Annotated in this window: 16 protein-coding genes, 2 tRNA genes and 2 pseudogenes; 7 read left to right on the top strand and 13 right to left on the bottom strand. The window is 56.4% G+C overall.

Annotation, left to right across the window (positions count from 1 at the left end; genetic code table 11):
* Nucleotides 1-188: 188 nt before the first annotated feature.
* The 3 genes from B1756_RS16910 (at nucleotide 189) to B1756_RS16920 (ending at nucleotide 3,920) form a co-directional block, all read left to right on the top strand.
* Nucleotides 189-1,946 carry a cation:proton antiporter gene (locus tag B1756_RS16910; protein WP_086889616.1) on the top strand — a complete coding sequence of 586 codons (1,758 nt, stop codon included), beginning with the start codon at nucleotides 189-191 and terminating at the stop codon, nucleotides 1,944-1,946.
* Complete coding sequence (locus B1756_RS16915) at nucleotides 1,939-3,633, top strand: cation:proton antiporter (protein ID WP_086890240.1); 1,695 nt, start codon at nucleotides 1,939-1,941, stop codon at nucleotides 3,631-3,633. Before B1756_RS16910 ends, B1756_RS16915 begins: the two co-directional genes overlap by 8 nt.
* Nucleotides 3,634-3,725: 92 nt before the next feature.
* Nucleotides 3,726-3,920, top strand: coding sequence for a hypothetical protein (locus tag B1756_RS16920; RefSeq protein ID WP_086890241.1), 195 nt, complete (start codon nucleotides 3,726-3,728; stop codon nucleotides 3,918-3,920).
* A 61-nt stretch (nucleotides 3,921-3,981) separates the two neighbouring features.
* Here B1756_RS16920 and B1756_RS16925 read toward each other — a convergent pair whose 3' ends face one another.
* Complete coding sequence (locus tag B1756_RS16925; protein ID WP_086889617.1) at nucleotides 3,982-4,641, bottom strand: hypothetical protein; 660 nt, start codon at nucleotides 4,639-4,641, stop codon at nucleotides 3,982-3,984.
* Nucleotides 4,642-5,119: 478 nt separating this feature from the next.
* Between B1756_RS16925 and rqcH the strand changes: the two genes are divergently transcribed.
* Nucleotides 5,120-7,273 (top strand): ribosome rescue protein RqcH, encoded by a 2,154-nt coding sequence (rqcH, locus tag B1756_RS16930; RefSeq protein WP_086889618.1) that lies wholly within the window; start codon nucleotides 5,120-5,122, stop codon nucleotides 7,271-7,273.
* 46 nt (nucleotides 7,274-7,319) lie between these two features.
* On the opposite strand, the gene B1756_RS16935 is transcribed toward rqcH, so the two are convergent.
* The 5 genes from B1756_RS16935 to B1756_RS16955 form a co-directional block, all read right to left on the bottom strand.
* Nucleotides 7,320-7,754: a DUF4870 domain-containing protein gene (locus tag B1756_RS16935; protein ID WP_152031333.1), complete on the bottom strand. Its 435-nt coding sequence runs from the start codon at nucleotides 7,752-7,754 to the stop codon at nucleotides 7,320-7,322.
* A gap of 236 nt (nucleotides 7,755-7,990) precedes the next feature.
* Nucleotides 7,991-8,272 carry a PadR family transcriptional regulator gene (locus tag B1756_RS16940; protein WP_086890242.1) on the bottom strand — a complete coding sequence of 94 codons (282 nt, stop codon included), beginning with the start codon at nucleotides 8,270-8,272 and terminating at the stop codon, nucleotides 7,991-7,993.
* Between the two features lie 316 nt (nucleotides 8,273-8,588).
* On the bottom strand, nucleotides 8,589-9,320 hold the full coding sequence (locus B1756_RS16945) for a hypothetical protein (protein ID WP_152031334.1): 732 nt from the start codon (nucleotides 9,318-9,320) through the stop codon (nucleotides 8,589-8,591).
* Nucleotides 9,321-9,855: 535 nt separating this feature from the next.
* Nucleotides 9,856-9,930: transfer RNA gene (locus B1756_RS16950), tRNA-Val, on the bottom strand.
* 65 nt (nucleotides 9,931-9,995) lie between these two features.
* Entirely contained in the window at nucleotides 9,996-10,529 is a 534-nt protein-coding gene (locus B1756_RS16955; protein WP_086889621.1) for a cob(I)yrinic acid a,c-diamide adenosyltransferase, read from the bottom strand.
* A 152-nt stretch (nucleotides 10,530-10,681) separates the two neighbouring features.
* Here B1756_RS16955 and B1756_RS19725 point away from each other — a divergent pair, with 152 nt between their 5' ends.
* A complete protein-coding gene (locus B1756_RS19725; protein WP_186336476.1) occupies nucleotides 10,682-10,858 on the top strand; it encodes a DUF7838 family putative zinc beta-ribbon protein in 177 nt (58 codons plus the stop codon).
* A 327-nt stretch (nucleotides 10,859-11,185) separates the two neighbouring features.
* Here B1756_RS19725 and B1756_RS19265 read toward each other — a convergent pair.
* Nucleotides 11,186-11,360, bottom strand: a tRNA-Trp gene (locus tag B1756_RS19265).
* 406 nt (nucleotides 11,361-11,766) lie between these two features.
* Here B1756_RS19265 and B1756_RS16965 point away from each other — a divergent pair.
* Nucleotides 11,767-12,786, top strand: a complete 1,020-nt coding sequence (locus B1756_RS16965) for a tyrosine-type recombinase/integrase (protein ID WP_086889623.1) — start codon at nucleotides 11,767-11,769, stop codon at nucleotides 12,784-12,786.
* A 15-nt stretch (nucleotides 12,787-12,801) separates the two neighbouring features.
* Here B1756_RS16965 and B1756_RS16970 read toward each other — a convergent pair whose 3' ends face one another.
* From B1756_RS16970 to B1756_RS16990, 6 genes and pseudogenes are all read right to left on the bottom strand, one after another.
* The gene (locus B1756_RS16970; RefSeq protein WP_086889624.1) at nucleotides 12,802-14,100 is read right to left on the bottom strand and encodes an HNH endonuclease; all 1,299 of its coding nucleotides are present in this window, start codon (nucleotides 14,098-14,100) and stop codon (nucleotides 12,802-12,804) included.
* Between the two features lie 182 nt (nucleotides 14,101-14,282).
* On the bottom strand, nucleotides 14,283-15,392 hold the full coding sequence (locus B1756_RS16975; protein WP_086889625.1) for a tyrosine-type recombinase/integrase: 1,110 nt from the start codon (nucleotides 15,390-15,392) through the stop codon (nucleotides 14,283-14,285).
* A 218-nt stretch (nucleotides 15,393-15,610) separates the two neighbouring features.
* Nucleotides 15,611-15,781 carry a hypothetical protein gene (locus B1756_RS19475; RefSeq protein WP_161493203.1) on the bottom strand — a complete coding sequence of 57 codons (171 nt, stop codon included), beginning with the start codon at nucleotides 15,779-15,781 and terminating at the stop codon, nucleotides 15,611-15,613.
* A 407-nt stretch (nucleotides 15,782-16,188) separates the two neighbouring features.
* Nucleotides 16,189-16,467: pseudogene (locus B1756_RS16980) on the bottom strand (IS4 family transposase); the annotation flags it as partial.
* A gap of 212 nt (nucleotides 16,468-16,679) precedes the next feature.
* Nucleotides 16,680-16,958 (bottom strand): annotated as a pseudogene (locus B1756_RS16985) (IS4 family transposase); the annotation flags it as partial.
* A gap of 212 nt (nucleotides 16,959-17,170) precedes the next feature.
* Nucleotides 17,171-18,499 (bottom strand): IS4 family transposase, encoded by a 1,329-nt coding sequence (locus B1756_RS16990; protein WP_086887708.1) that lies wholly within the window; start codon nucleotides 18,497-18,499, stop codon nucleotides 17,171-17,173.
* A gap of 545 nt (nucleotides 18,500-19,044) precedes the next feature.
* On the opposite strand from B1756_RS16990, the gene B1756_RS16995 reads away from it, so the two are divergent.
* Nucleotides 19,045-20,487, top strand: coding sequence for a hypothetical protein (locus B1756_RS16995; RefSeq protein WP_152031335.1), 1,443 nt, complete (start codon nucleotides 19,045-19,047; stop codon nucleotides 20,485-20,487).
* The last annotated feature ends 109 nt before the right edge of the window (nucleotides 20,488-20,596 follow it).

Here is a 20,596-nt window from a genome sequence, read left to right on the forward strand (position 1 = left end):
CAGTTCCGACCCACCCACGACCCGGGCGGCGGTTGCGCCGGGACATCGGTACAGGAATCCGTATGGGAATTTCACCGTCGCCTGTCGTTCTGAGAAGCCGATCACCGCGTTGCTTGCACTGGAATCCTGCAACACGCTGAAGGCCGACGGCCGAGTGATTCGGGTACCGTCCCGTCGGTCGTCGGCAGATGTCTGAAATCGCACTCGCTGCGGACTTCGCGCTCATCGTCGTGGTCGCGACAGCGATCGGGCTGGTCGCCCGCCAGACCGGGCAACCGACGATTATCGCCTACATCCTGACGGGGATTCTCCTCGGACCGGTCGTCTTCGACGTCGTCACCGACGAGGGACTCGTCGACCTGCTCTCGGAACTGGGCTTTGCGTTCTTGCTGTTCTTGCTCGGACTCAAGATGCGCTTCGAGGACATCCGCGAGATCCTCCCGGCGGTGACCAACGTCGCGTTCGGACAGACCGTCCTCCAGACGGCACTCGCCTTCCTCGTCGCCTGGGCATTCGGCTTTCAGACGACCGAAATCCTCGTCATCGCGCTGGCGACCGTCTTCGGTGCCACGCCGATCATCGTCAAGATCCTGACCGACAAGGACGAGATCACGAACCTCCCGGGGAAGATCGACGTCGGCGTCCTCATCGTTCAGGACATCTACCTCGTGGTCGTCCTCGCGCTGTTCGCCGCCGACGACCTCAGTGGCGGGGCCGAGATCGCCTCCACGCTCGCCGTCATCGTCGTCATGATGTCCTTTATCGGCATCTTCTCGCTGCTCTCTTCCCGATACGTCCTTCCAGAACTGTTTCGCCGCGTCGCCGACAACAAGGACGTCTTCCTCATCGTCGCGATCGGCTGGGCGTTCCTGTTCATCGCAATCGCCGAGGGGACTGATCTGGATCCGAAAGTCGGGGCCTTCCTCGCGGGCATCAGCCTCGCCCAGCTCCCCTACAGCAAGGAACTCGAGGACCGGATCACGCCGATCACCGACTTCTTCATCCTCATCTTCTTCGCGAGTATCGGCCTCCAGATCGAGGGGCTCTCGAGCCTGCTGGCCTACTGGTGGCAGGCGATCGTCGCCTCGATCGTCCTGATGATCGGGAACTTCTGGATCATGTTCTACCTGATCGACCGCGAAGGGTTCGCCGTCGAGACCTCCTTCCTCGGCTCGATCAACATGATTCAGGTCAGTGAGTTCTCGCTGATCGTCGGCGCGCTGGCGATCGATCAGGGCTACATCGGTTCCGACATTCTCGGCTATCTGAGCCTGATGGCGCTGTTCACGATGAGCATCTCGACGTACGTGATCACCTACAATCACTGGCTCTACGCCCAGGCAGAGCCGTGGTTCGAACGATTCGACTCGCGAGAGAAACAGGACGCAGACCTCGGCGGGTACGAGAGACACGCCGTCGCGATCGGCTACGACGAGATCACCGAACGTGCCCTCCCGCTACTCGCTGAGCGCTACGACGACGTCGTCGTGATCGACCGCCGGACTGACCACCTCGAGGCGCTCGAGGCCGCCGGGGATTACGAGTACGTCTTCGGTGACTTCCGCCACGAGGAAGTGCGAAAGGAGGCAGCGCTCGGGGACGCCGCGTTCGTCCTCAGTTCGACGGTCGAACGCGAGGTAAACGACGCGCTGCTCGCCGAAGTCGACGACGACGCGACGGTCTTCGTCGAGGCAGAGCGAATCGACCACGCCCGGGCACTCTACGACGCCGGAGCGACCTACGTGATCATGAGCACCCACCTCGCGGCCGAAAAGATGAGCGAGTACGTCGACCTGTACGTAACCGATCCCGACGCCTTCGAGACGGCGATCGAGAGAGACGCAGCCAGCCTCGAGTCGGCTCGAACGGGCCGGTCGCTTCCGACGGAATCGGGTGTCGACGTCGGTACCGACGATCGATGGACGGGGGGTGACGACCGTGCCTGAGGCGTTGATCATCGCGCTGGCGGTCGTCTTCGTGACCGCTGCGATCCTCTCGCTGGTCGCGAACCAGCTCGGCTTCTCGCCGATTCCGTTCTACATCATCGCCGGGCTGATCGCCGGCCGGTTCGTCACCGAAGCGGAGATCCTGTTGCTCGCCCAGTGGGGGATCGCCTTCCTCGTGTTCGCCTTCGCTATCCGCGTCGACTTCGGCGACATCGAGTCGGTGCTCCGGGACGCCGAGGTCGCTGCACTCACCCAGCTCGCCGTGGTCGCTCCCGTCGCGCTGGCGATCGGCTACCTGTTCGGAACCACCTTCGGGTTCGAGGAACCGGTCCGCAACGCCGTCTACTTCAGCGCGGCCGTCGTCCTGAGTTCGTCGCTGGTCGGTAGCGTCCTCCTCGGCGAGGAGATCAGGGAGAACCTGGTCCACGGCCGGCTGGCCGCCTCGATCCACCTCGTCGACGACGTCGTGGCCATCGTCGCACTGTTGATCTTGAGCGTCGAGGTCGTCACCGCCGACGCGGTCGCCGCCCAGATCGGGTACGCGGTCTTGCTCGTCGCGGCCGGACTGGTGATCTATCGACACGGGTTTCCGCTGCTCGTCCGACTGGCCGACGGCGACAGCGAACTCGTGCTCGTCGGGAGTATCTCGATCCTCATCGCGTTCATCGCCGCAGCCGAGTACGTCGGCCTCTCGATCGTCGTCGGCGCGTTCGCAGCCGGCATCGCCATCCGCAGCGACGGGACTCAGGCACTCGAGGTCCAGAACGGGATCAGTTCGATCACCGACTTCTTCGTCGCCATCTTCTTCGTGACCGTCGGCGCGCTCGTCGCGATCCCCTCGCTCGAGGTGCTCGTCATGGCGCTGACGCTCACCGTCCTCGTCCTCGCGTTGAATCCGCTCGTCCACGTCCTCTCGTTCGTCTACGAGGGCTACGACGCCCGGACGGCGTTTCTCGCCGGCTCGAGTCTGAACCAGGTCAGCGAGTTCGCGCTGATCATCGCCATCCAGGCGCTCCTGATGGGGACGATCGCTCCGCCGCTGTTCGACGCGATCATCCTCGCGGCCGCAGCAACGATGCTGCTCACGTTCGTGACCCGGAAGATCGAAGACACCGTCTACGAGACCGTCGTCGCCCGACTCTTCCGGCGGCGACGAACGCGCAAGGTCGACGAACGGAGTCAGGTCGACGACCTCACAGACCACGTGATCGTCGTCGGATACGGCCGCATCGGCCGGCAGGTCGTCGAACGACTCGAGGAACGCGATCGCCCCTACGTCGTAATAGAGAACGACCCGATCCTCTGGGAGGAACTCGACGCGGAGTGTCAGAACTACGTGCTGGGTGACGCGCTCTCGGCGTACCCCTGGCAGAAGGCACAGGCCGAGGACGCTGCCCTGATCTGTTCGACGATCGATCACCGCCCCGTCTCGACGGCGATCCTCGAGAGCGACCTGCCGGCCGACGTCCTCCTGCGAGCCGCGTCGGCAAACGAGGCGACCGCGTTGCTCGAGGCCGGCGCGACCCACGTCGCCGTCCCTGACGCGCTCGTGGGCGAACAACTGGTCGAAACGGTCGAGAAGCTCTTCGCAGACGAACTGGCCGCGGAACAACTCCAGGAGAATCACCTCGATTACCTCGAGCGACTCGAACGCTACGGATTTGCGACCCGTGACGCTCGTCTGTGACCGACGGTCGTGGGGCTGTCTGCACCCACGCGATCGGTCCTGAACCCGAGACGCGCCCAAACGCATTTCGGACTCCCAGCCGAATGACCGCCATGTTCGAGTCGATCCAGCCGCTCGAGGTCGGCCGGAATCTCGTGGTCTACGCGATTGGCGTCGCCATCCTGGTCGTCGCCGCGCTCGGTCTCGCCGACGCGATCGATCTCTCGACCCAGATTGCAATTCCGCTGTTTGCACTCGGTCTGATTCTCGTCATCGTCGTTCACGAAGTGTTCGACGGCCCGTTCTGAAGGTTCGATTGATCCTTCGTACCGCGTGAGCGTCCTGACCGTCGTCGAGTGCGCCCAGCCCTCAGTCGATCGTCACCTCGAGCTCGAGCAGCCCGAGGTAGGAGGGAGCGTTGCCGCCGCTGGTTCGGAACGAGGTGGGCGTCGAGTCGACGAACTGGTAGAACTCGGACTGCGTCTGGGGGAGGTGGACCGTCCCGTCTTCGGATTGCAGGTACGCCGGTGCGTTCGTGGACTGAATGCGTTCGACCTGCTCGTCCCAGCTTTCGCCGGTGTGCAGGAAGATACCGAACGAAAAACGGCCGGCGACGACGGCCTCGTCTTTCGACGGGAAGTGCTCTTCTTCCTCGATGCGATACTCTTCGTCGCTCAACCAGGCCAGCGCAGCCAGTCCCCGGGTCCGCAGGAGGTAGACGTCCCACGAGAGCGTGTCGTCGAACTTCGCCCACGTGTTTCGCGGCCCGACGGTATCGACCTCGACGCTCCAGGCCGGCCGTCCACGCGCACCAGCGGGCTCGTGGACGAACGTCGCGTTGTAGCCCGGCACCCGAATCCCACGGTCGTGATAGACGACGCCGTCGGCTTCGACGCCGAAGTCGGCCTGCTCGTTCAGATCGGAGAGCAACTCGAGGACCGGGACGGCACCGGTCTCCTCGAGCTGGTCGATAAAGTCGGGGAGGCGGGTCGCGTCCTGCCACCCGCGCCTGTCTGTCGGTGCGCTCACGGGTGACGACCTCCGTGGCCGTGGTTCATACCACACAGGTGGGTGACGACGCGGATTATGTGTTGCGACTCTCTTGCTAGTCGACGGCCGATCTGGTAAGCGTTTGCTCGATTCGGATGATACCACCACGAAAGCCCCCGACTCGTTCGACCATCCGCGACTCGCTGCGCGCTTCGCTGCAGTGCTTACGTCGTCGGGGATGGTCGAGCGGGTCGCCCCCTTTCATTCCCACCCGTGTCTCCAGGCCGGTCAAGCCGCAGTCGGGTGGGAATGAAAGGGGCTGCCAGCGTCCGGAAAGACGGGCGACGAAAGCACTGGAGGGAGCGAAGCGACCGAAGGGCGCAGCGAGCCCATCGACCGGACGCTGGCAGGGGCTTTCGTGGTGGTTACACCCCCGCCAGAACAGACGCCGTCGAATTCACGCACAGAGACGACTCGGAGCGACACGTCTTTTTGACAGGGCCGGGCACTGATTGGTATGGACCCAAAGCGGGAACTCACGAGCGTCGACCTCGCCGCCCTCGTCAGGGAACTCGAGTCCCTCGAGGGGGCGAAAGTCGACAAGGCCTACCTCTACGGGGACGACCTCCTCCGGCTGAAGATGCGGGACTTCGACCGGGGGCGGGTCGAACTCCTCGTCGAGGTCGGTGAAGTCAAGCGCGCCCACACGGTAGCTCCCGAGCGGGTGCCCGACGCGCCGGGACGACCGCCGCAGTTCGCGATGATGCTCAGGAATCGCCTCTCCGGCGCGGACTTCGCCGGCGTCGAACAGTTCGAGTTCGACCGCATCCTCGAGTTCGTCTTCGAACGTGACGACGGCACCACCCGGATCATCGTCGAACTGTTCGGGCAGGGCAACGTGGCCGTCACCGACGGCGAGTACGAGGTCATCGACTGCCTCGAGACCGTCCGGCTGAAGTCCCGCACGGTCGTCCCCGGCTCTCGCTACGAGTTCCCCGAGACCCGGACCAACCCGCTGTCGATTTCCCGGGAGGCCTTCGGCCACGAGATGGACGACTCCGATACGGACGTCGTACGAACGCTGGCGACCCAGCTCAACTTCGGTGGGCTCTACGCCGAGGAGGTCTGTACCCGCGCAGGCGTCGAGAAGGCGATGGACATCGACGACGCCGACGAGGACGTCTACGACCGACTCTACGGGGCGGTCGAACGGCTCGCGATCGACATCCGGACCGGGAACGTTGACCCACGGCTCTACGTCGAACGAGAGTCCGACGACCACGATGACGACAGCGACGACAGCGACGACGCCACCGAACGCGTCGTCGACGTCACTCCCTTCCCGCTCGAGGAGTACGCCGAAGTGGCCGCCGAACCCGCCGACTCGTTCCTCGCAGCCCTCGACGACTACTTCTTCCGCCTCGAACTCGAGGAGGAAGGCGAACCAGACCCGACCGAGCAGCGCCCGGACTTCGAGTCGGAGATCGCCAAGTACGAACGGATCATCGAACAGCAGGAAGGCGCAATCGAGGGCTTCGAACAGGAAGCCGACGCCTTACGCGAGCAGGCCGAGTCCCTCTACGGGAACTACGGACTGGTCGACGACGTCCTCTCGACGATTCGCGACGCTCGCGAGGCAGGCCACTCCTGGGAGGAGATCGATGCTCGATTCGAGGAAGGCAGCGAGCGTGGCATCGAGGCCGCCGAGGCCGTCGTCGACGTCGACGGCAGCGAGGGCGTCGTCACCCTCGAGATCGACGGTGAACACGTCGACGTGATCGTCGACCAGGGTGTCGAGCAAAACGCCGACCGACTCTACCAGGAGGCCAAAACCGTCGAGGAGAAAAAAGAGGGTGCCCTCGCCGCGATCGAGGACACCCGCGAGGACCTCGAGGACGCGAAACGGCGCCGCGACGAGTGGGAACTCGAAGACGAACCGGCCGAGCAAGCCGAGGAAGACGGCGAAGACCGCGACTGGCTCTCGATGCCCTCGATCCCGATTCGCGAGAACGAACCCTGGTACGACCGCTTTCGCTGGTTCCACACCAGCGACGGCTACCTCGTCATCGGCGGCCGGAACGCAGACCAGAACGAGGAGTTAGTGAAGAAGTACCTCGAGCCCGGTGACAAAGTCTTACACACCCAGGCCCACGGCGGTCCCGTTACTGTGCTGAAGGCGACCGATCCCAGCGAGGCCGCCTCCGCAGACATCGAGTTGCCCGAGACGAGCATCGAGGAAGCCGCCCAGTTCGCCGTCACCTACTCGTCGGTCTGGAAGGACGGTCGCTACGCAGGCGACGTCTACGCCGTCGACGCCGACCAGGTCACCAAGACCCCCGAAAGCGGCGAGTACCTCGAGAAAGGCGGCTTCGCCGTTCGCGGCGATCGGACCTACTACTACGATACGCCAGTGGGCTCGGCCGTCGGAATCCAGTGTGAACCCTACACGCGCGTCATCGGCGGGCCACCGTCGGCTATCGGGGGCCAGGCGGCGACGACGATCGAACTCGAACCCGGCCGATATGCGCAGGCCGACGCCGCGAAGCGACTCTACCGACGGTTTCGCGAACGGTTCGAAGACGACTCGTTCGTAAGAAAGGTCGCGAGTCCCGATCGCATCCAGCACTTCATGCCACCGGGTGGGAGCCGCCTCGCCGACGACTCGTCGTAACAATCGAACGGCATCGAGACATCCGTTTCTCGTCGCGAACGAAGACTCAGAGCAGGTACTTCTGGGCGACCGGTGTGACGACCGGGATGTGCACCACATCACCCTGGTAGGCTTTGAACACGAGGAACAGCCAGGCGAGAAACACGCCGAGCCAGAGGACGAGCGATACGAGGAGGCTGACGAGCCACAGGAGCATCTCGAGGGCGACGCCGAGGACCGGAATCGCGCCAGCTACGACACCGAGGACGAGCATGACGACCGTGAGGGCGACGTAGAGACCGATCACCGACAATCCGAACACGACGCTCTGTGCGCCGTGATACCTCGCGAATTCGTTGTCCTGCTCGAGGAAGTACACGAGAACGCCCGTCAGCGGCGAAAACAGGTACGCGATCAACGCGATCACGTTGCCGTTCGGACCGAGGCTCGTCTCTGACGATGATGCCGATTCGATAGCCGCCGTACTGGGTTGTGTAGCCATCTCTGTCATGATTGCAGGCACCACTAATAGTATTTCAGTGAACTTTGTTACAGCAAGATACCCGACATATCCGACCCTGATGAGGTAAGAGACGGTGCGACTCGACTGGGATCGCCTATCGGCCGACGCGATTCCGAACTGATACACACGTGGGTCAGCGGCTAGCGCTCTCGAGTGTGACAACAGATGCTAGTAGACCTGCAAACGCATCAGCAATACAATAGTTGGATTGCTCCTCAAACGATATCTTCGACGTACTGATCCTCCCAGGACCGACGGTCCTCGAGTTCGCGCTGGCCGCGCCGAGTTACCGTATAGAAGTTGGTTCGCCGGTCTCGGGTCCCCTTCTCGACGAGCCCCTTGTCGACGAGCGTGTCGAGGTTCGGATAGAGCCGACCGTGGTGGATCTCCTTCTCGTAATAGTTCTCGAGTTCCTCCTTGATCGCGAGTCCGTGTGGTTCATCGAGGCCGGCGATGACGAACAACAGATCGCGCTGAAATCCGGTCAGATCGTACATCTTCGAGTGCAGATACATAAGATAAATAAATATATCTGTCGGAGTAGTACATCGTGTGAGACATTCGCTCTGAGTGCCCGTAGCCGTCTAAAACCAGCCCTCTGACGAAATGTAACCTGATTCCTCCACGTCAGGTATGTGGGAATCGTGTCCAGACCGAGAGACAGGTTCCACCGGAGGCCAGACTCGAGAGCGGGTCGGAGGCTCGCGTTCGAACGTCGCCTCGAGAAGAACGAAACGGGACGGGACTGAACACTCAGTCGACGATCACCGAACGTCAAACGGTGATTGTGGAGTCCGGATTGCTGTGCTGTGGTTACTTTTTGGTACGTTTACCACCCTTCCTGGTGTCGTGTTTTTTCTCCCGTGGTTTTTTGTCATCGCCAGCCGGCTCGACAACCGTGTGGTGGTCGTCGCCCGCCCGTCCATCGTACTCACACACCGGCTGGCCGTTTTCCGTTCGGACGGCGTCAGGGTGGGAGGCTGCCGCGCCGACGGGTCGCCCCTTGTAGTACAACGTGACCGTCGCGACACCTTTCGGAGCCTTCACCCAGAAAGTCCCGGCTGTAGCGAGGCTATCTTCGACCGTTATCGTCCCCTTTTCGCCGGTCTCGGAGACGTAGTAGGTGAACGTCAGATCCGTATCCCGCGCGTGGTGGACGTAAAACTCCGCCATCTCGGCGCACGGATCGAGACGCTCGAACGAAAACACGACGTCGTCTTCGATTCCATCTCCGTCGTCGGCACTCACGCCGCTGGCACCGAGTGCCACACCGCCAAGGAGGGCACTGCTCGCCGCGATACTCTTGAACCACGCTCGCCTGGAGAGTCGGTGTTCGTCTGTCATGGCTTTCCCCCCGGTCCGAACGGCGCCGCCGTCGAACCGGTGAGTACCGATCACTCCATCTGCCGTACATTTTGTTATCAGTGAACTACCGAATTCGACCGAACTACGCCCTTCTGAACTGTTCACGAACGAACACGGTACGATCGGACAGAATGCCATAATCTGATCAGAGAAACCCTCTCTCCTCCAATCGACCGGCACAACCGAACAGCCACCTCACCCGATCTCTACCGACAATTTCACCCTCCGATCTCGAGCTGTATGGTCGACATATCACTGATAGGTTCCGACAATCCCCGTAACGGGATCCGTACAGCGCGACACAGACGACCATCCAGTCAACCGCCCCGGGATCAAGCCCCAGGACACTCCCCTTGCCCATCTGTAGACCATCGCGACGGATTGGGAACTGACATCCCCCCGGCAGCAGCCCAGCACGCTGTGAAAGGGAAAGACGTGACGGGGTCGAGCGAGCGTCACTCGACGGATCCGAACGGAAGACTCGAGCGAGTCCGGCGATCAGTGAGCACTGACGGTACGTTGACCCACGGTCGTTCCACTTCCTGTTCGAACCCACGCACCGTGAGGAAGTTACTGCTCGCGTGGTCACCCACAGCAAAATCAGTGGGTTGGGGCAGATTTGAACCACGGTCGTTCCGCTTTGCTCCACTCCCTGATTCAACTCTGCCCAACGTAGCGATTCTGTCGCCCGCGGGTTTGCTCGCGACAGAAGTAGTGGGTTGGGGCAGATTTGAACTGCCGACTTCCTCCGTGTGAAGGAGGTATCATAACCGGACTAGATCACCAACCCGCACGCGTTGGTATCCGTGCGTTCGACTTAAGACTTCCTTTCGTCGGTTGATCCCAACCCGCCCGTCAGTACCGCGGCTCCTCCTCTGGCTCACCATCTCGAGCGTTCACCACACGCGCCAGCGTGAACAGCCCATCGGAGAGTCGATTCAGGTACTGGATCGCCTGCTCGTTGATCGGCTCCTCGTTCGCCAGCGACACCGCACGACGCTCCGCGCGTCGACAGACCGTCCGCGCGTGGTGAAGCTGTGATCCGTGTTCGCTCCCCGTCGGGAGGATGAACGACGTCAACGGCTCGAGTTCGTCGTCGTACTCGTCGATCCACGCTTCGATCGTGTCGACGTGCTCGGCGCGGACGACAGGATCGTCCTCGTCAGGATCGGGATTCGCGAAATCAGCGAGCACCACGTGCAAGTGGTTCTGGACCGTCCGCAATCGCTCGTCGACGTCGTCGTGTCCAGTCGGTCGGATGCGTCCAACGAGCGCGTTCAGTTCGTCGACGGTGCCGTACGCTTCGATCCGGGCACTCGCTTTCGACACGCGAGTCATGTCCCGGAGGTCGGTCTTGCCCTCGTCACCGCGACCGGTATAGATCGACATACTCGTTCCGACGACCAGGGCGTACTTAATTCCACACGGGCATTCCCCGGCTGAGAGCACGCTCTCAGATCCCGTGCCCCAGCACTCACTCGGCGGAAGATTGCCACAGACCAGTACGTTAAACACCTCCCGCCACCAACGCTCGACCAATCATGGAACTCGAGCACCACTGTCCCGAGTGCGGGGGAGAAAAGACGTTCTACCGAGCAGCAAGTACGACCCTCCACCTCGGCGAGAAGGTCAAGTGGCACTGTCCGGACTGTGACTACGGGTTCGTTCGGATCAACGGCGACGGTGCTGGAGTCGATACGAGCACCGCCGACGCCTGATCGACGCTTCTGCACCACCGTCTTTGCGAACCACGTACACTGCGATCGGTCCAGAGAGGTCTCACGCGCGATCGCACGACTACGATCGACCTCGTTTTCCCAGCCACGTCAGCTCCTGTCGGGTCCCCCCGGATCGAATCGCTGCCGCGTGACTCCCGTCACTCGAGTCGTCACCGACTCGCGACCGAATCGAGACCTCGAGCGACGCCAGATGGCCTGCCGACAGTGGTCATCGGTGACGAGGACCGTCGAATTCCTGTCGTATGCCGAGCATCGCACTAGTACAGGCCGATTAGCTGGGCTGTCGGGAGTGAATTGCAGTGAGGATGGGGTCGGAGGGATTTGAACCCCCGATCGACTGATATCTCCGGTGCGCCTCGGAACTCCAGAGGGTCATCACACGGACACTGATCAGGTGTCCGATCAGTATATCAGTCTGGAGTGTCGTCCCGGGCGCGGTGCCTCTGGAGTCAGTCGCCATGCCTGGCTTGGCCACGACCCCTCGTCGTCCACTTGGTCGATCCCCCCTAAAGTGGTTTCGATTCGCGAGGTCGATCATCCCTGCTCCTCGAGGGTGGTCGGTAACGATGGGACCGAATCACTGACTCCCCGGGTTCCGGCACCGGCCCGTTGGGACCGGATTCCGTGAGTGGAATCCAGTGATCGGTCTCGGTCAGCTGGTGGAAGTTGACCGTAGTCCCTCGAAACTAGACACTGGTCAACAGCAGCTCCCAGAATATAATACACCCCGCTCACGTCCTCCAAATCCTAACCGTCTGAAAATCGGATGGGCGCTGCAGGCGATGCAGAGAAATGAGGATGGGCGCTACAGGCGTTCGGTATCTACCACGCGATTTAACGCAAAACCAACACGAGGGGCGGTTACAGTGCGATGGCCAATACTAGCCATGCACACTGACCTCAAACCCATCGAACCAAGAAAAGCACTGGAACTGTATTTAGATGACCGACGTGGTGACTTAGCAGACTGGACACTACGGTCGCACCGCTCTCGACTCTCCACTTTCATCGACTGGTGTGAGGAAGAAAGAATTGGAAATCTGAACGAACTCACAGGTCGTGACATTCATCGGTATAAGGTTTGGCGGCGAAATGACGGTGATCTGTCGAAGGTGACAGTCAAGACGCAGATAGATACGGTCAGAGTATTCGCAAAGTGGTTAGCCAGTATTGAAGGCTGTGACCCAGAACTACCCGCAAAAATCAAATCTCCTTCATTGGCGAAGGGCGAGAATGCACGATCTGTCGAACTTCATAGCGATGAAGCGACGAAGATCCTAACATACCTCGAAAAATACCACTACTGTACTTTGCCTCATGTCACTTTATCTTTATTATGGCACGGGCTAATGCGCCGAGGTGCAGTAAGAGCAATCGACCTTCGAGACTACTATCCAGATGAACAGTATCTTGATCTCAAACATCGTCCCGAATCAGATACGCCGCTAAAGAATGGAACTGGTGGAGAACGGCCAATCGCTGTGTCTGAGTCTGTCTGTGAACTACTAGATGACTGGGTTGCAGATAAGCGGCCCAATTCTACCGATGAATATGGACGAAAACCACTTCTCGCAACATCACAAGGCAGAATCCATCTGACTACAATTCAACAGTACGTCTATATGTGGTCTCGTCCTTGCAAGTATGGTGCTGATTGTCCACATGATCGAGACCCCGACGACTGTAGCTCGGCCAATGAGCGTTATTCTGCGTCCGAATGCCCATCAAGTATCTCACCGCACGCTGTACGGCGAGGAAGTATAACGCACTGGCTACGTGAGGAGATTCCCCAACCGGTCGTAAGTGACCGTGCAGACGTTTCAGCCGACGTTCTTGACGCTCATTACGATGAACGCACGTCTCTCGAAAAAATGGAACAAAGAAGGAAGTTCTTAGACAATATATGAAATAAAGAGGCTTACCTAACGGTAGTTTTTAATATTTTCATTCTTACTACCGAAGAACCCATTGAATGGATTTCTAGTTCCAGTAGAACGCTTATTCCGCTTTTTCTTCCGTTTCTTTTTCCTTCGACTCTTTTTCCGACCGCTGTTCTTTCGCTTTGTCGCCTCAACCGTTCCTTTCGCAACCTCACCATCTATATTCGTGATTCTTACAGTCAACTGATATCCCTTTTTAACATCGCCATCTAATTCGATTCGTTCAATGTTATAGCCATTAAGATGTATAACTGGTCTTTCTTTCGGAACAATCACTGGATCAGGGATTTTTATTAGATCATTTTCTTTGAGTATGAGATCGGTTTCAGGCGAATAGTTTCTTGCAGCATCTTCCACAGAATCGAAAGGTACATTCGGATATTGTAATTGGTTTGAATACATCGAGGAATCGGAACCAAGGAAGACTATAACCTTTTCTCCCTTCTGACCATGAGATATATGTAGGTGATCTTTGGGAATATTTTCTGAAAATGTAAGGAGATTCCCCTTACCATTCACTTTCTCTATCTCTACTTGTGCGAATTTCTCAAGTGGATAATTGTATTCCAATTCATTACTATCATTATCTTCTTCAGATATGGTTTCTAACTGTTGTGAATCTTCTAATTCTTTTGCGTATTTGAATAGCGATTCATTATACTCCTCTCCATCTTCGCCATGATGAACACGGAAGTGGCAGTTTGGACAGAGGGCGACAACAGTGTCAGGTTTGTCAGATCCCTTATCACTGAGTTCATGAATGTGATGGGCATGAAGATAGGGTTCGCCCGTTTTGCTCGTAAATGGAGCTGGATTTCCGCAACCTTCGCAATTTCCGTTCGCCCGTGCTTTCACATACTCACGTACAGCAGAGGATCGTGTATACTCTTGTGTTGTTCTTTGTGTAGTCTGTACACTGATTTCATCAACGGATTCTTCAATCGCTTGATCTCGTAGTTCAGACAAATACGTTGATGTTGTCTCCGACCTGCTCTCTTTTTCTGATTTCTCCTGTGATTTCCCTGAGTCACTTGGTTGCTCCTTCTCAGACAAATTGATCTTAGGAGTGGTAGAACTCTTCCCGGCCGACGCTTCATCATCCATCCTTCTTTTCCCAATAGACAGTATTTCCTTGCCTCGAACAACCATACTGTCCAACTCAATGTTCATGTGGTGATCATAACTAGAAAGTCGTCCAGAAATTGGTTTAGATTCTTTTCGATATACAGTCACCTCCTCTCCTAGCATACTCTCTAATGCTTCAAGTGGAGTGTCAGCCATACCCTCATAACAGTTAGAAAATGGTTTAAACCCATCCTATAAAATTGCGATGAGTACCATTAATTGAGGAGAAACAGGTTTAGAATATATCCGAATACGTTGTAGTCTGCTATTCACCGTGAGTGGACGATACAGAGTGTGACACCCGTTATTGTAGGTCTCGATCTATGCTGAGACTGGAGTCACTCAAAGTCATCTACAACCTCTGTCAGTATTGTGGCATGCAATTTGCGTTTCTTTTCTTTATCTGTTTTATCGTAGTGTCGGTCGATAACATCGGCCGAGGCATCTACATTATCAGACAGGGTTGGTCCATCCCATCCATTTTGGCGCATATATGTAATATATCCTTTACGAAGGTCATGCGGAGAACGTTTACTTGGACAATTCATGTCTCCAGCAACTGTTGCTGGGCGGCAGGTATCTGGGTTCCTACCGTGAGGGCAATCTCCGATCAAACACGGGGCAGACCATTTATTAATTCGTGTCCGAACCGCTGACGCTGAAATCCGTCCCTGCTCAGTAGCGATCAACGGTTCCCGCCCATAACGATCAATCGTGTCTGGGCGTCTATGCTCAATGTAATCACTAAGCACCTCACATGTGCTAGACGAAATCGGAATCTGGCGTTCACTAGCAGTTTTGTTCTTCAATCGAGTTCCAGTCTTTGGTCGATGCTCTAGGTTAAGATAGCCGGTACCATCTTCCAATTCTACGAAGTCGTCAATGTCCAGAGACCTTAATGTACAAGTCCGAATCCCAGTGTCGGTGAGTAGTAGCCATAGTGCATGGTCCTGAGAGGCGTAATTAAATCGTGAAAGGTGTGATACGACCTCTTTTGCTCGTTCTCGTGTCATGTACCGATCTCTGCTCTTGTCTTCCTCTGCTACCTCTATTTCCGGTACTTCAACCGAAAGTGCAGGCTTGACATAACCCTGTGATTCACAGTATCGAACAAAGACGCTGAGAGTCTGAAACTGAGTTTCGAGTGTTCGAGGCTTTACCTTCTTTTCCCTCTTTTCTCTGTACGCTTCCAAATCCTCTTTGGAAAGGTCATTCATATACTCGATTTCGTTATCATCACACCAATCAACAAATATTCCTAACCGCGACTCGTGGGATCTCATAGTCGATTCGCCGTTGCTCTTCGGGTTGACATCAAGGTATTCGGCCACTGCTTCTTCTGGAGTAATTAGACTAAGGTTGAGTTCACTATCATCAATCTTACCTGTTCGGTAGAGGGCGCGGATAACCGCGTTCTCAACGTCTCCAGACGGGTTTTTCGATAACATCGTGAATTAACAGAAGAGTTTCACTATAAAAGCTAATATGGTTACTACCTTGCCGCAAACAAAGTCTGTTAACACACACCAATGATGTGCCCAACAGACTCTGGCCAATATGACCTAATATTGACTCCTAGAGTTGGATTTTACAAAAAATCCGTTCATTTATTCACAGGCGTCGCTATTCCGTCTAAAGATCACATAGAAGACTTGATAGGGAATACTTAGTCTTCGTCTTCAAACCACACTTCGGCTTCTTCTTCGTACTCAAAGGTTTGCGCTCGACCATCCTGCGGGATGCCTGTACTTTCCCCAGTCGTGCCCGGTGCAGAGTCACCAACATCATGACTTTTGTCAGGGCGACGACCTTCTCCGCAAGCATCTTTCTTACCCATACTGTCCTATAGGGTGGACAGTATAATAAATATATGTATAATCGTAGTCAGTCATCCAAAAGAAGTTGTTGATAAAGATAGGATTGTGCAGGTCGATTACCCAACTAGCTTATTTTAGCAGTACAGACGTTCGCTCACCATTCGTGGCTAACATCTGGGTCATATGTTTCATCATCATATTCACTCCATCCGTTCTAGCTTAGCGACTAACTGAGACGGTGATCACGCCGAAAATGCGTCGAGTCTCACCGCAATCATACCGAGATAGCTGCTGCTCAAGCAAACCAGCCGGTTCTTGGTCATGTCTCCCGTCGAAGGCGGCGCACTCGCAGTCGTGAGTGCGCCGCCGTTCCAGAGCCGTCGCTGACCAGCCTGGGCGATCCAGCCCGTCTCGTCAGGCGAGTTCGTTACCAGAACTCGCCTGACTCCACCTGTTCACGTAACCTCGGACGGTGTGGATTTGGATCTCGTGACGACCACAGCAACAACGAATCGAGATCCGGTAGCTCGTACCCCAGATCCAACATCAGGTACAACTGGATCAGATGAGCGTGGCGTTCGACAGCGTGTGAACATCGTCGTCGAGGAAGCCGCGTCGACGACGCCGCGGCGTCGTCGGCGCAGTCTCGCTGCTTTGCGTCCAGTTTCTGGAGTTCGTCGACGATAACCCGGCTCATCATCCGTTCTAGCTTAGCGACTAACTGAGACGGTGATCACGCCGAAAATGCGTCGAGTCTCACCGCAATCATACCGAGATAGCTGCTGCTCAAGCAAACCAGCCGGTTCTTGGTCATGTCTCCCGTCGAAGGCGGCGCACTCGCAGTCGTGAGTGCGCCGCCGTTCCAGAGCCGTCGCTGACCAGCCTGGGCGATCCAGCCCGTCTCGTCAGGCGAGTTCGTTACCAGAACTCGCCTGACTCCACCTGTTCACGTAACCTCGGACGGTGTGGATTTGGATCTCGTGACGACCACAGCAACAACGAATCGAGATCCGGTAGCTCGTACCCCAGATCCAACATCAGGTACAACTGGATCAGATGAGCGTGGCGTTCGACAGCGTGTGAACATCGTCGTCGAGGAAGCCGCGTCGACGACGCCGCGGCGTCGTCGGCGCAGTCTCGCTGCTTTGCGTCCAGTTTCTGGAGTTCGTCGACGATAACCCGGCTCATCATCCGTTCTAGCTTAGCGACTAACTGAGACGGTGATCACGCCGAAAATGCGTCGAGTCTCACCGCAATCATACCGAGATAGCTGCTGCTCAAGCAAACCAGCCGGTTCTTGGTCATGTCTCCCGTCGAAGGCGGCGCACTCGCAGTCGTGAGTGCGCCGCCGTTCCAGAGCCGTCGCTGACCAGCCTGGGCGATCCAGCCCGTCTCGTCAGGCGAGTTCGTTACCAGAACTCGCCTGACTCCACCTGTTCACGTAACCTCGGACGGTGTGGATTTGGATCTCGTGACGACCACAGCAACAACGAATCGAGATCCGGTAGCTCGTACCCCAGATCCAACATCAGGTACAACTGGATCAGATGAGCGTGGCGTTCGACAGCGTGTGAACATCGTCGTCGAGGAAGCCGCGTCGACGACGCCGCGGCGTCGTCGGCGCAGTCTCGCTGCTTTGCGTCCAGTTTCTGGAGTTCGTCGACGATAACCCGGCTCATCAGCAGCGAGAGTGCTGCCATGATGATCAGCGCCTCGATGATGTAGGCGTCGGTCGTGTTGATCTCGTCCAGACCGAACCGTGATTTGAGTTCTTTGAACAGCAGTTCGATCTCCCAGCGCGCCCGATAGAGCTGTGCGATATCGGGCGCGCGGTAGTCGTCTCTCTCCAGATTCGTCAGGTACAGATGATACTCGCCGCTGTCATCGTTGCGAACGCCGACTAATCGGAAGGTTCGGGTCGCGCTGGCGCCCGACCCTCGTTTGCGGTCGAACGAGAGCGTGATCTGTACGTCAATTTCCTGTCGCTTCAGGTCGTCGAGGACGGCCTGCAGCGACTGGCCTTCTAGCGGAATGCTGTTCCCTCGCCACGTCCGGAGTTCTTCGACGATTTCGAAGTCTGCGTTTTCTTTGACGCGAGAGACGAACCAGCCATCATTGGCGTCAATGCGGTCGAACAGCCAGAAATCGTAGTAGCCGAGATCGAACAGAATGAGGGCGCCAGCTACCCACTCGCCGGTGGGTAGCTGGCTCCGTTCATGGGTGCTCGCGTCGGTCGTCCGAAATCGCGTTGGAAGTCCCGTTGAGAGCGATTCGGTGAGATGGAGTTTCGCCCCGGCTCGGTCATCATCGAGTGCGTAGACATCTTTGGCGTCTTGGTAGAGCGAGATGATCGTCGCGTCGACGATGAGGACGTCTCGAAATCGTTCGAGACGTCCGCTCAGCTCGGTTTGGCCGGTGTCGAGATTCTCGATGGCCTCATCGAGAATCTCTCGAAGGAGTGCGACGAACCCTGGTTTGAACCAGCCGTGAAACGTCGCATACGAGAGTTCGTCGCAGTCAGCCATCTCGACGTAGCGTTCGAGAAACGCCTGAATGGATCGATCAGAACCAGCGGCAAAGCCGAGGGAGAGCGTGTAAAACAACGCGACGACGTCGAGTTTCCGCTCTCGCTGGATAAGATTCGTTGCGCGAGCACGCTCGCGCAACTCATCGGATGGAAACGCTCTTTGAATTCGGTTCACAACTACTGAATCCGGTGGTTTGTACACACTTCCCACCGGATTCTCACATTCCTAGTTACTGACGATTCTAGCTTGGCGTCTCTGGATACCCCGACCTGTTAAACTAGAACGGATGGTACTCAACTAAACGAATACAGCATCAAAATATCCCACCTCATCGGGTTCTCCGAAGGCACCTCAAAATCAGACAGTTTAGTTCCAATATTAAAATTGGGTAAAATCCATGCTACTAACCACTGCTAAAACGGGAGATATGTACCGGATACCGGAGTAAGCGGGAAATGTTGAAAATTTGGGAAAAGATCCATAGAGAATCTATATAACTTCCTCTTTTTGTCTGGGAATTATTTGAGAACCATTCTTGTGGTGTGTTAATATACGCACCACCGTTTCCAGTCTTTCCAGTCTTTCCAGTCCTTCCATTTAATCTTAAGTATCACCCGTAGTAATGCCTATGTATACAAGTCAGAAATACGATATAGGTTGCCAATTCACACTAATTGGGTGAAGGCCGGGAAAAGGGCGTGAAGCACTCTTTTCTTAGGTTTGAGTGATCTTAGTATTTCCGACTATACCCATATATGTCCATATCTAAACATACTCAAAACCGTTCGACCGAGGATTCCGAATGTAAAACATCCAGTACTAACCACCCACCCACCTTGTGCGGTATCGAGATTCCTTGGGAGGGTGAGAAAGATGAGGAGAAAAAAACCGAATTTGCCCGCAAAGTAAGGTACAACCCCGAGGGGTTGGCGTTATCGCAGGTAGTACGTTGGGTTTGGGGTGGCCTCGGCAGTAACAGAAAACACTATCGGATGGGTAAGCGCCTCTGCGAACGGTTTGATTTGCTGAAATTGGAGGATCGTGGTGATGAGGAGAGGTCTGACTATTGGGTCTATCCGTCGGTAGAACTGCGGAAGACGGCTGCTCTTGATATGGGTAGGGAACGGACAAGATCGCAATACGGCGGTGGGTCCAAGAGTAAAACGGGTGAGATACAATCTACGTTTGGTTCGGGAGACTGGAAAAATGATAATCGAGTCCACTACCCGAAGGATCGAGCGGTCCAGACTCCTAAGATGTTTAGTACGATTGACAATGAGGCAACTCGTGAGTACTTGGCCGGAGAACTAATGAACGAGATCGAGCATAAGAGGAATACAACACAAGTTCTCAGGCGGGAAAGTTTGGCGGGGGAGGACTTTGGACCGGAGTATATTTTGAAGCCAATGACAGATCGTTTTAGTGATGACTTTGAGGCTAAGTCGTCGTATGCATCGTTTTGTGGGGCTTTCGAGAAGGCTTCTGAATTATACATTATTGGACAAATGATTACGTTGACGACGGACCCGAAGCGGTTTGATTCGATTGAGGAAATGTATGAGTCGTTGATGAAGAATAAGACCCGGTTCATGCAGTGGCTCAAGGATAAATTGGGGCGAGATACGGTCCCGACGAATCTTCACGTTGTCGAGTTTACTGATACTGGACTCCCTCACTTGCATTTGTGTGTGTTTGGGGTGCATGTATCAGAGGTTCCGTCTGAGGCAGATGTTTCGGAATATTGGGGCGAGACGAGGGATCAAGGCTCTGAAGTTGATTGTCAGAGGATTCAATATTCTACTGGTCGTGACCGTTGGATTATGGGGAGTGGAGCTGATTTACAGTATTACTTGGCCAAGACGTATAACGATATGATGGCGGTGGCGAGTGGTGAGACGGAGCCAGAAAACTTTACTCATGGGTGGAAACTCGCCCTATATTGGTGTATGGAAATACAGGTCCACAATGGCAGTCAGGTGTTAATGGGCAACAGTCGTGATGACGATGAAAATGGAGACAACGTGAAATTTTATTCGTATGAATTTGTGGGGGCGGCAAATATTATTGACATACCCGCCCACATAACCAATAAAGCCACATGGATTAGTGATTTGGAGGTCATTGATAAAACAGAGTCCGATCCGCCGCCGTGTAGTTCGCGGTACATAGGGCATCCGCTGGAAGACCAGCGACGTTAGTTACAACGTCGAGGACGCCCGATTATTCAGTCTCTGGTTAGGACCCCCCACCATTTCAAGTGTTCAGCGACGGAGTAAGAATGAATAGTGAGGACAACAAAAGTACAAT

Source organism: Natrarchaeobaculum aegyptiacum, assembly GCF_002156705.1.
GTDB classification, from domain to species: Archaea; Halobacteriota; Halobacteria; order Halobacteriales; family Natrialbaceae; genus Natrarchaeobaculum; species Natrarchaeobaculum aegyptiacum.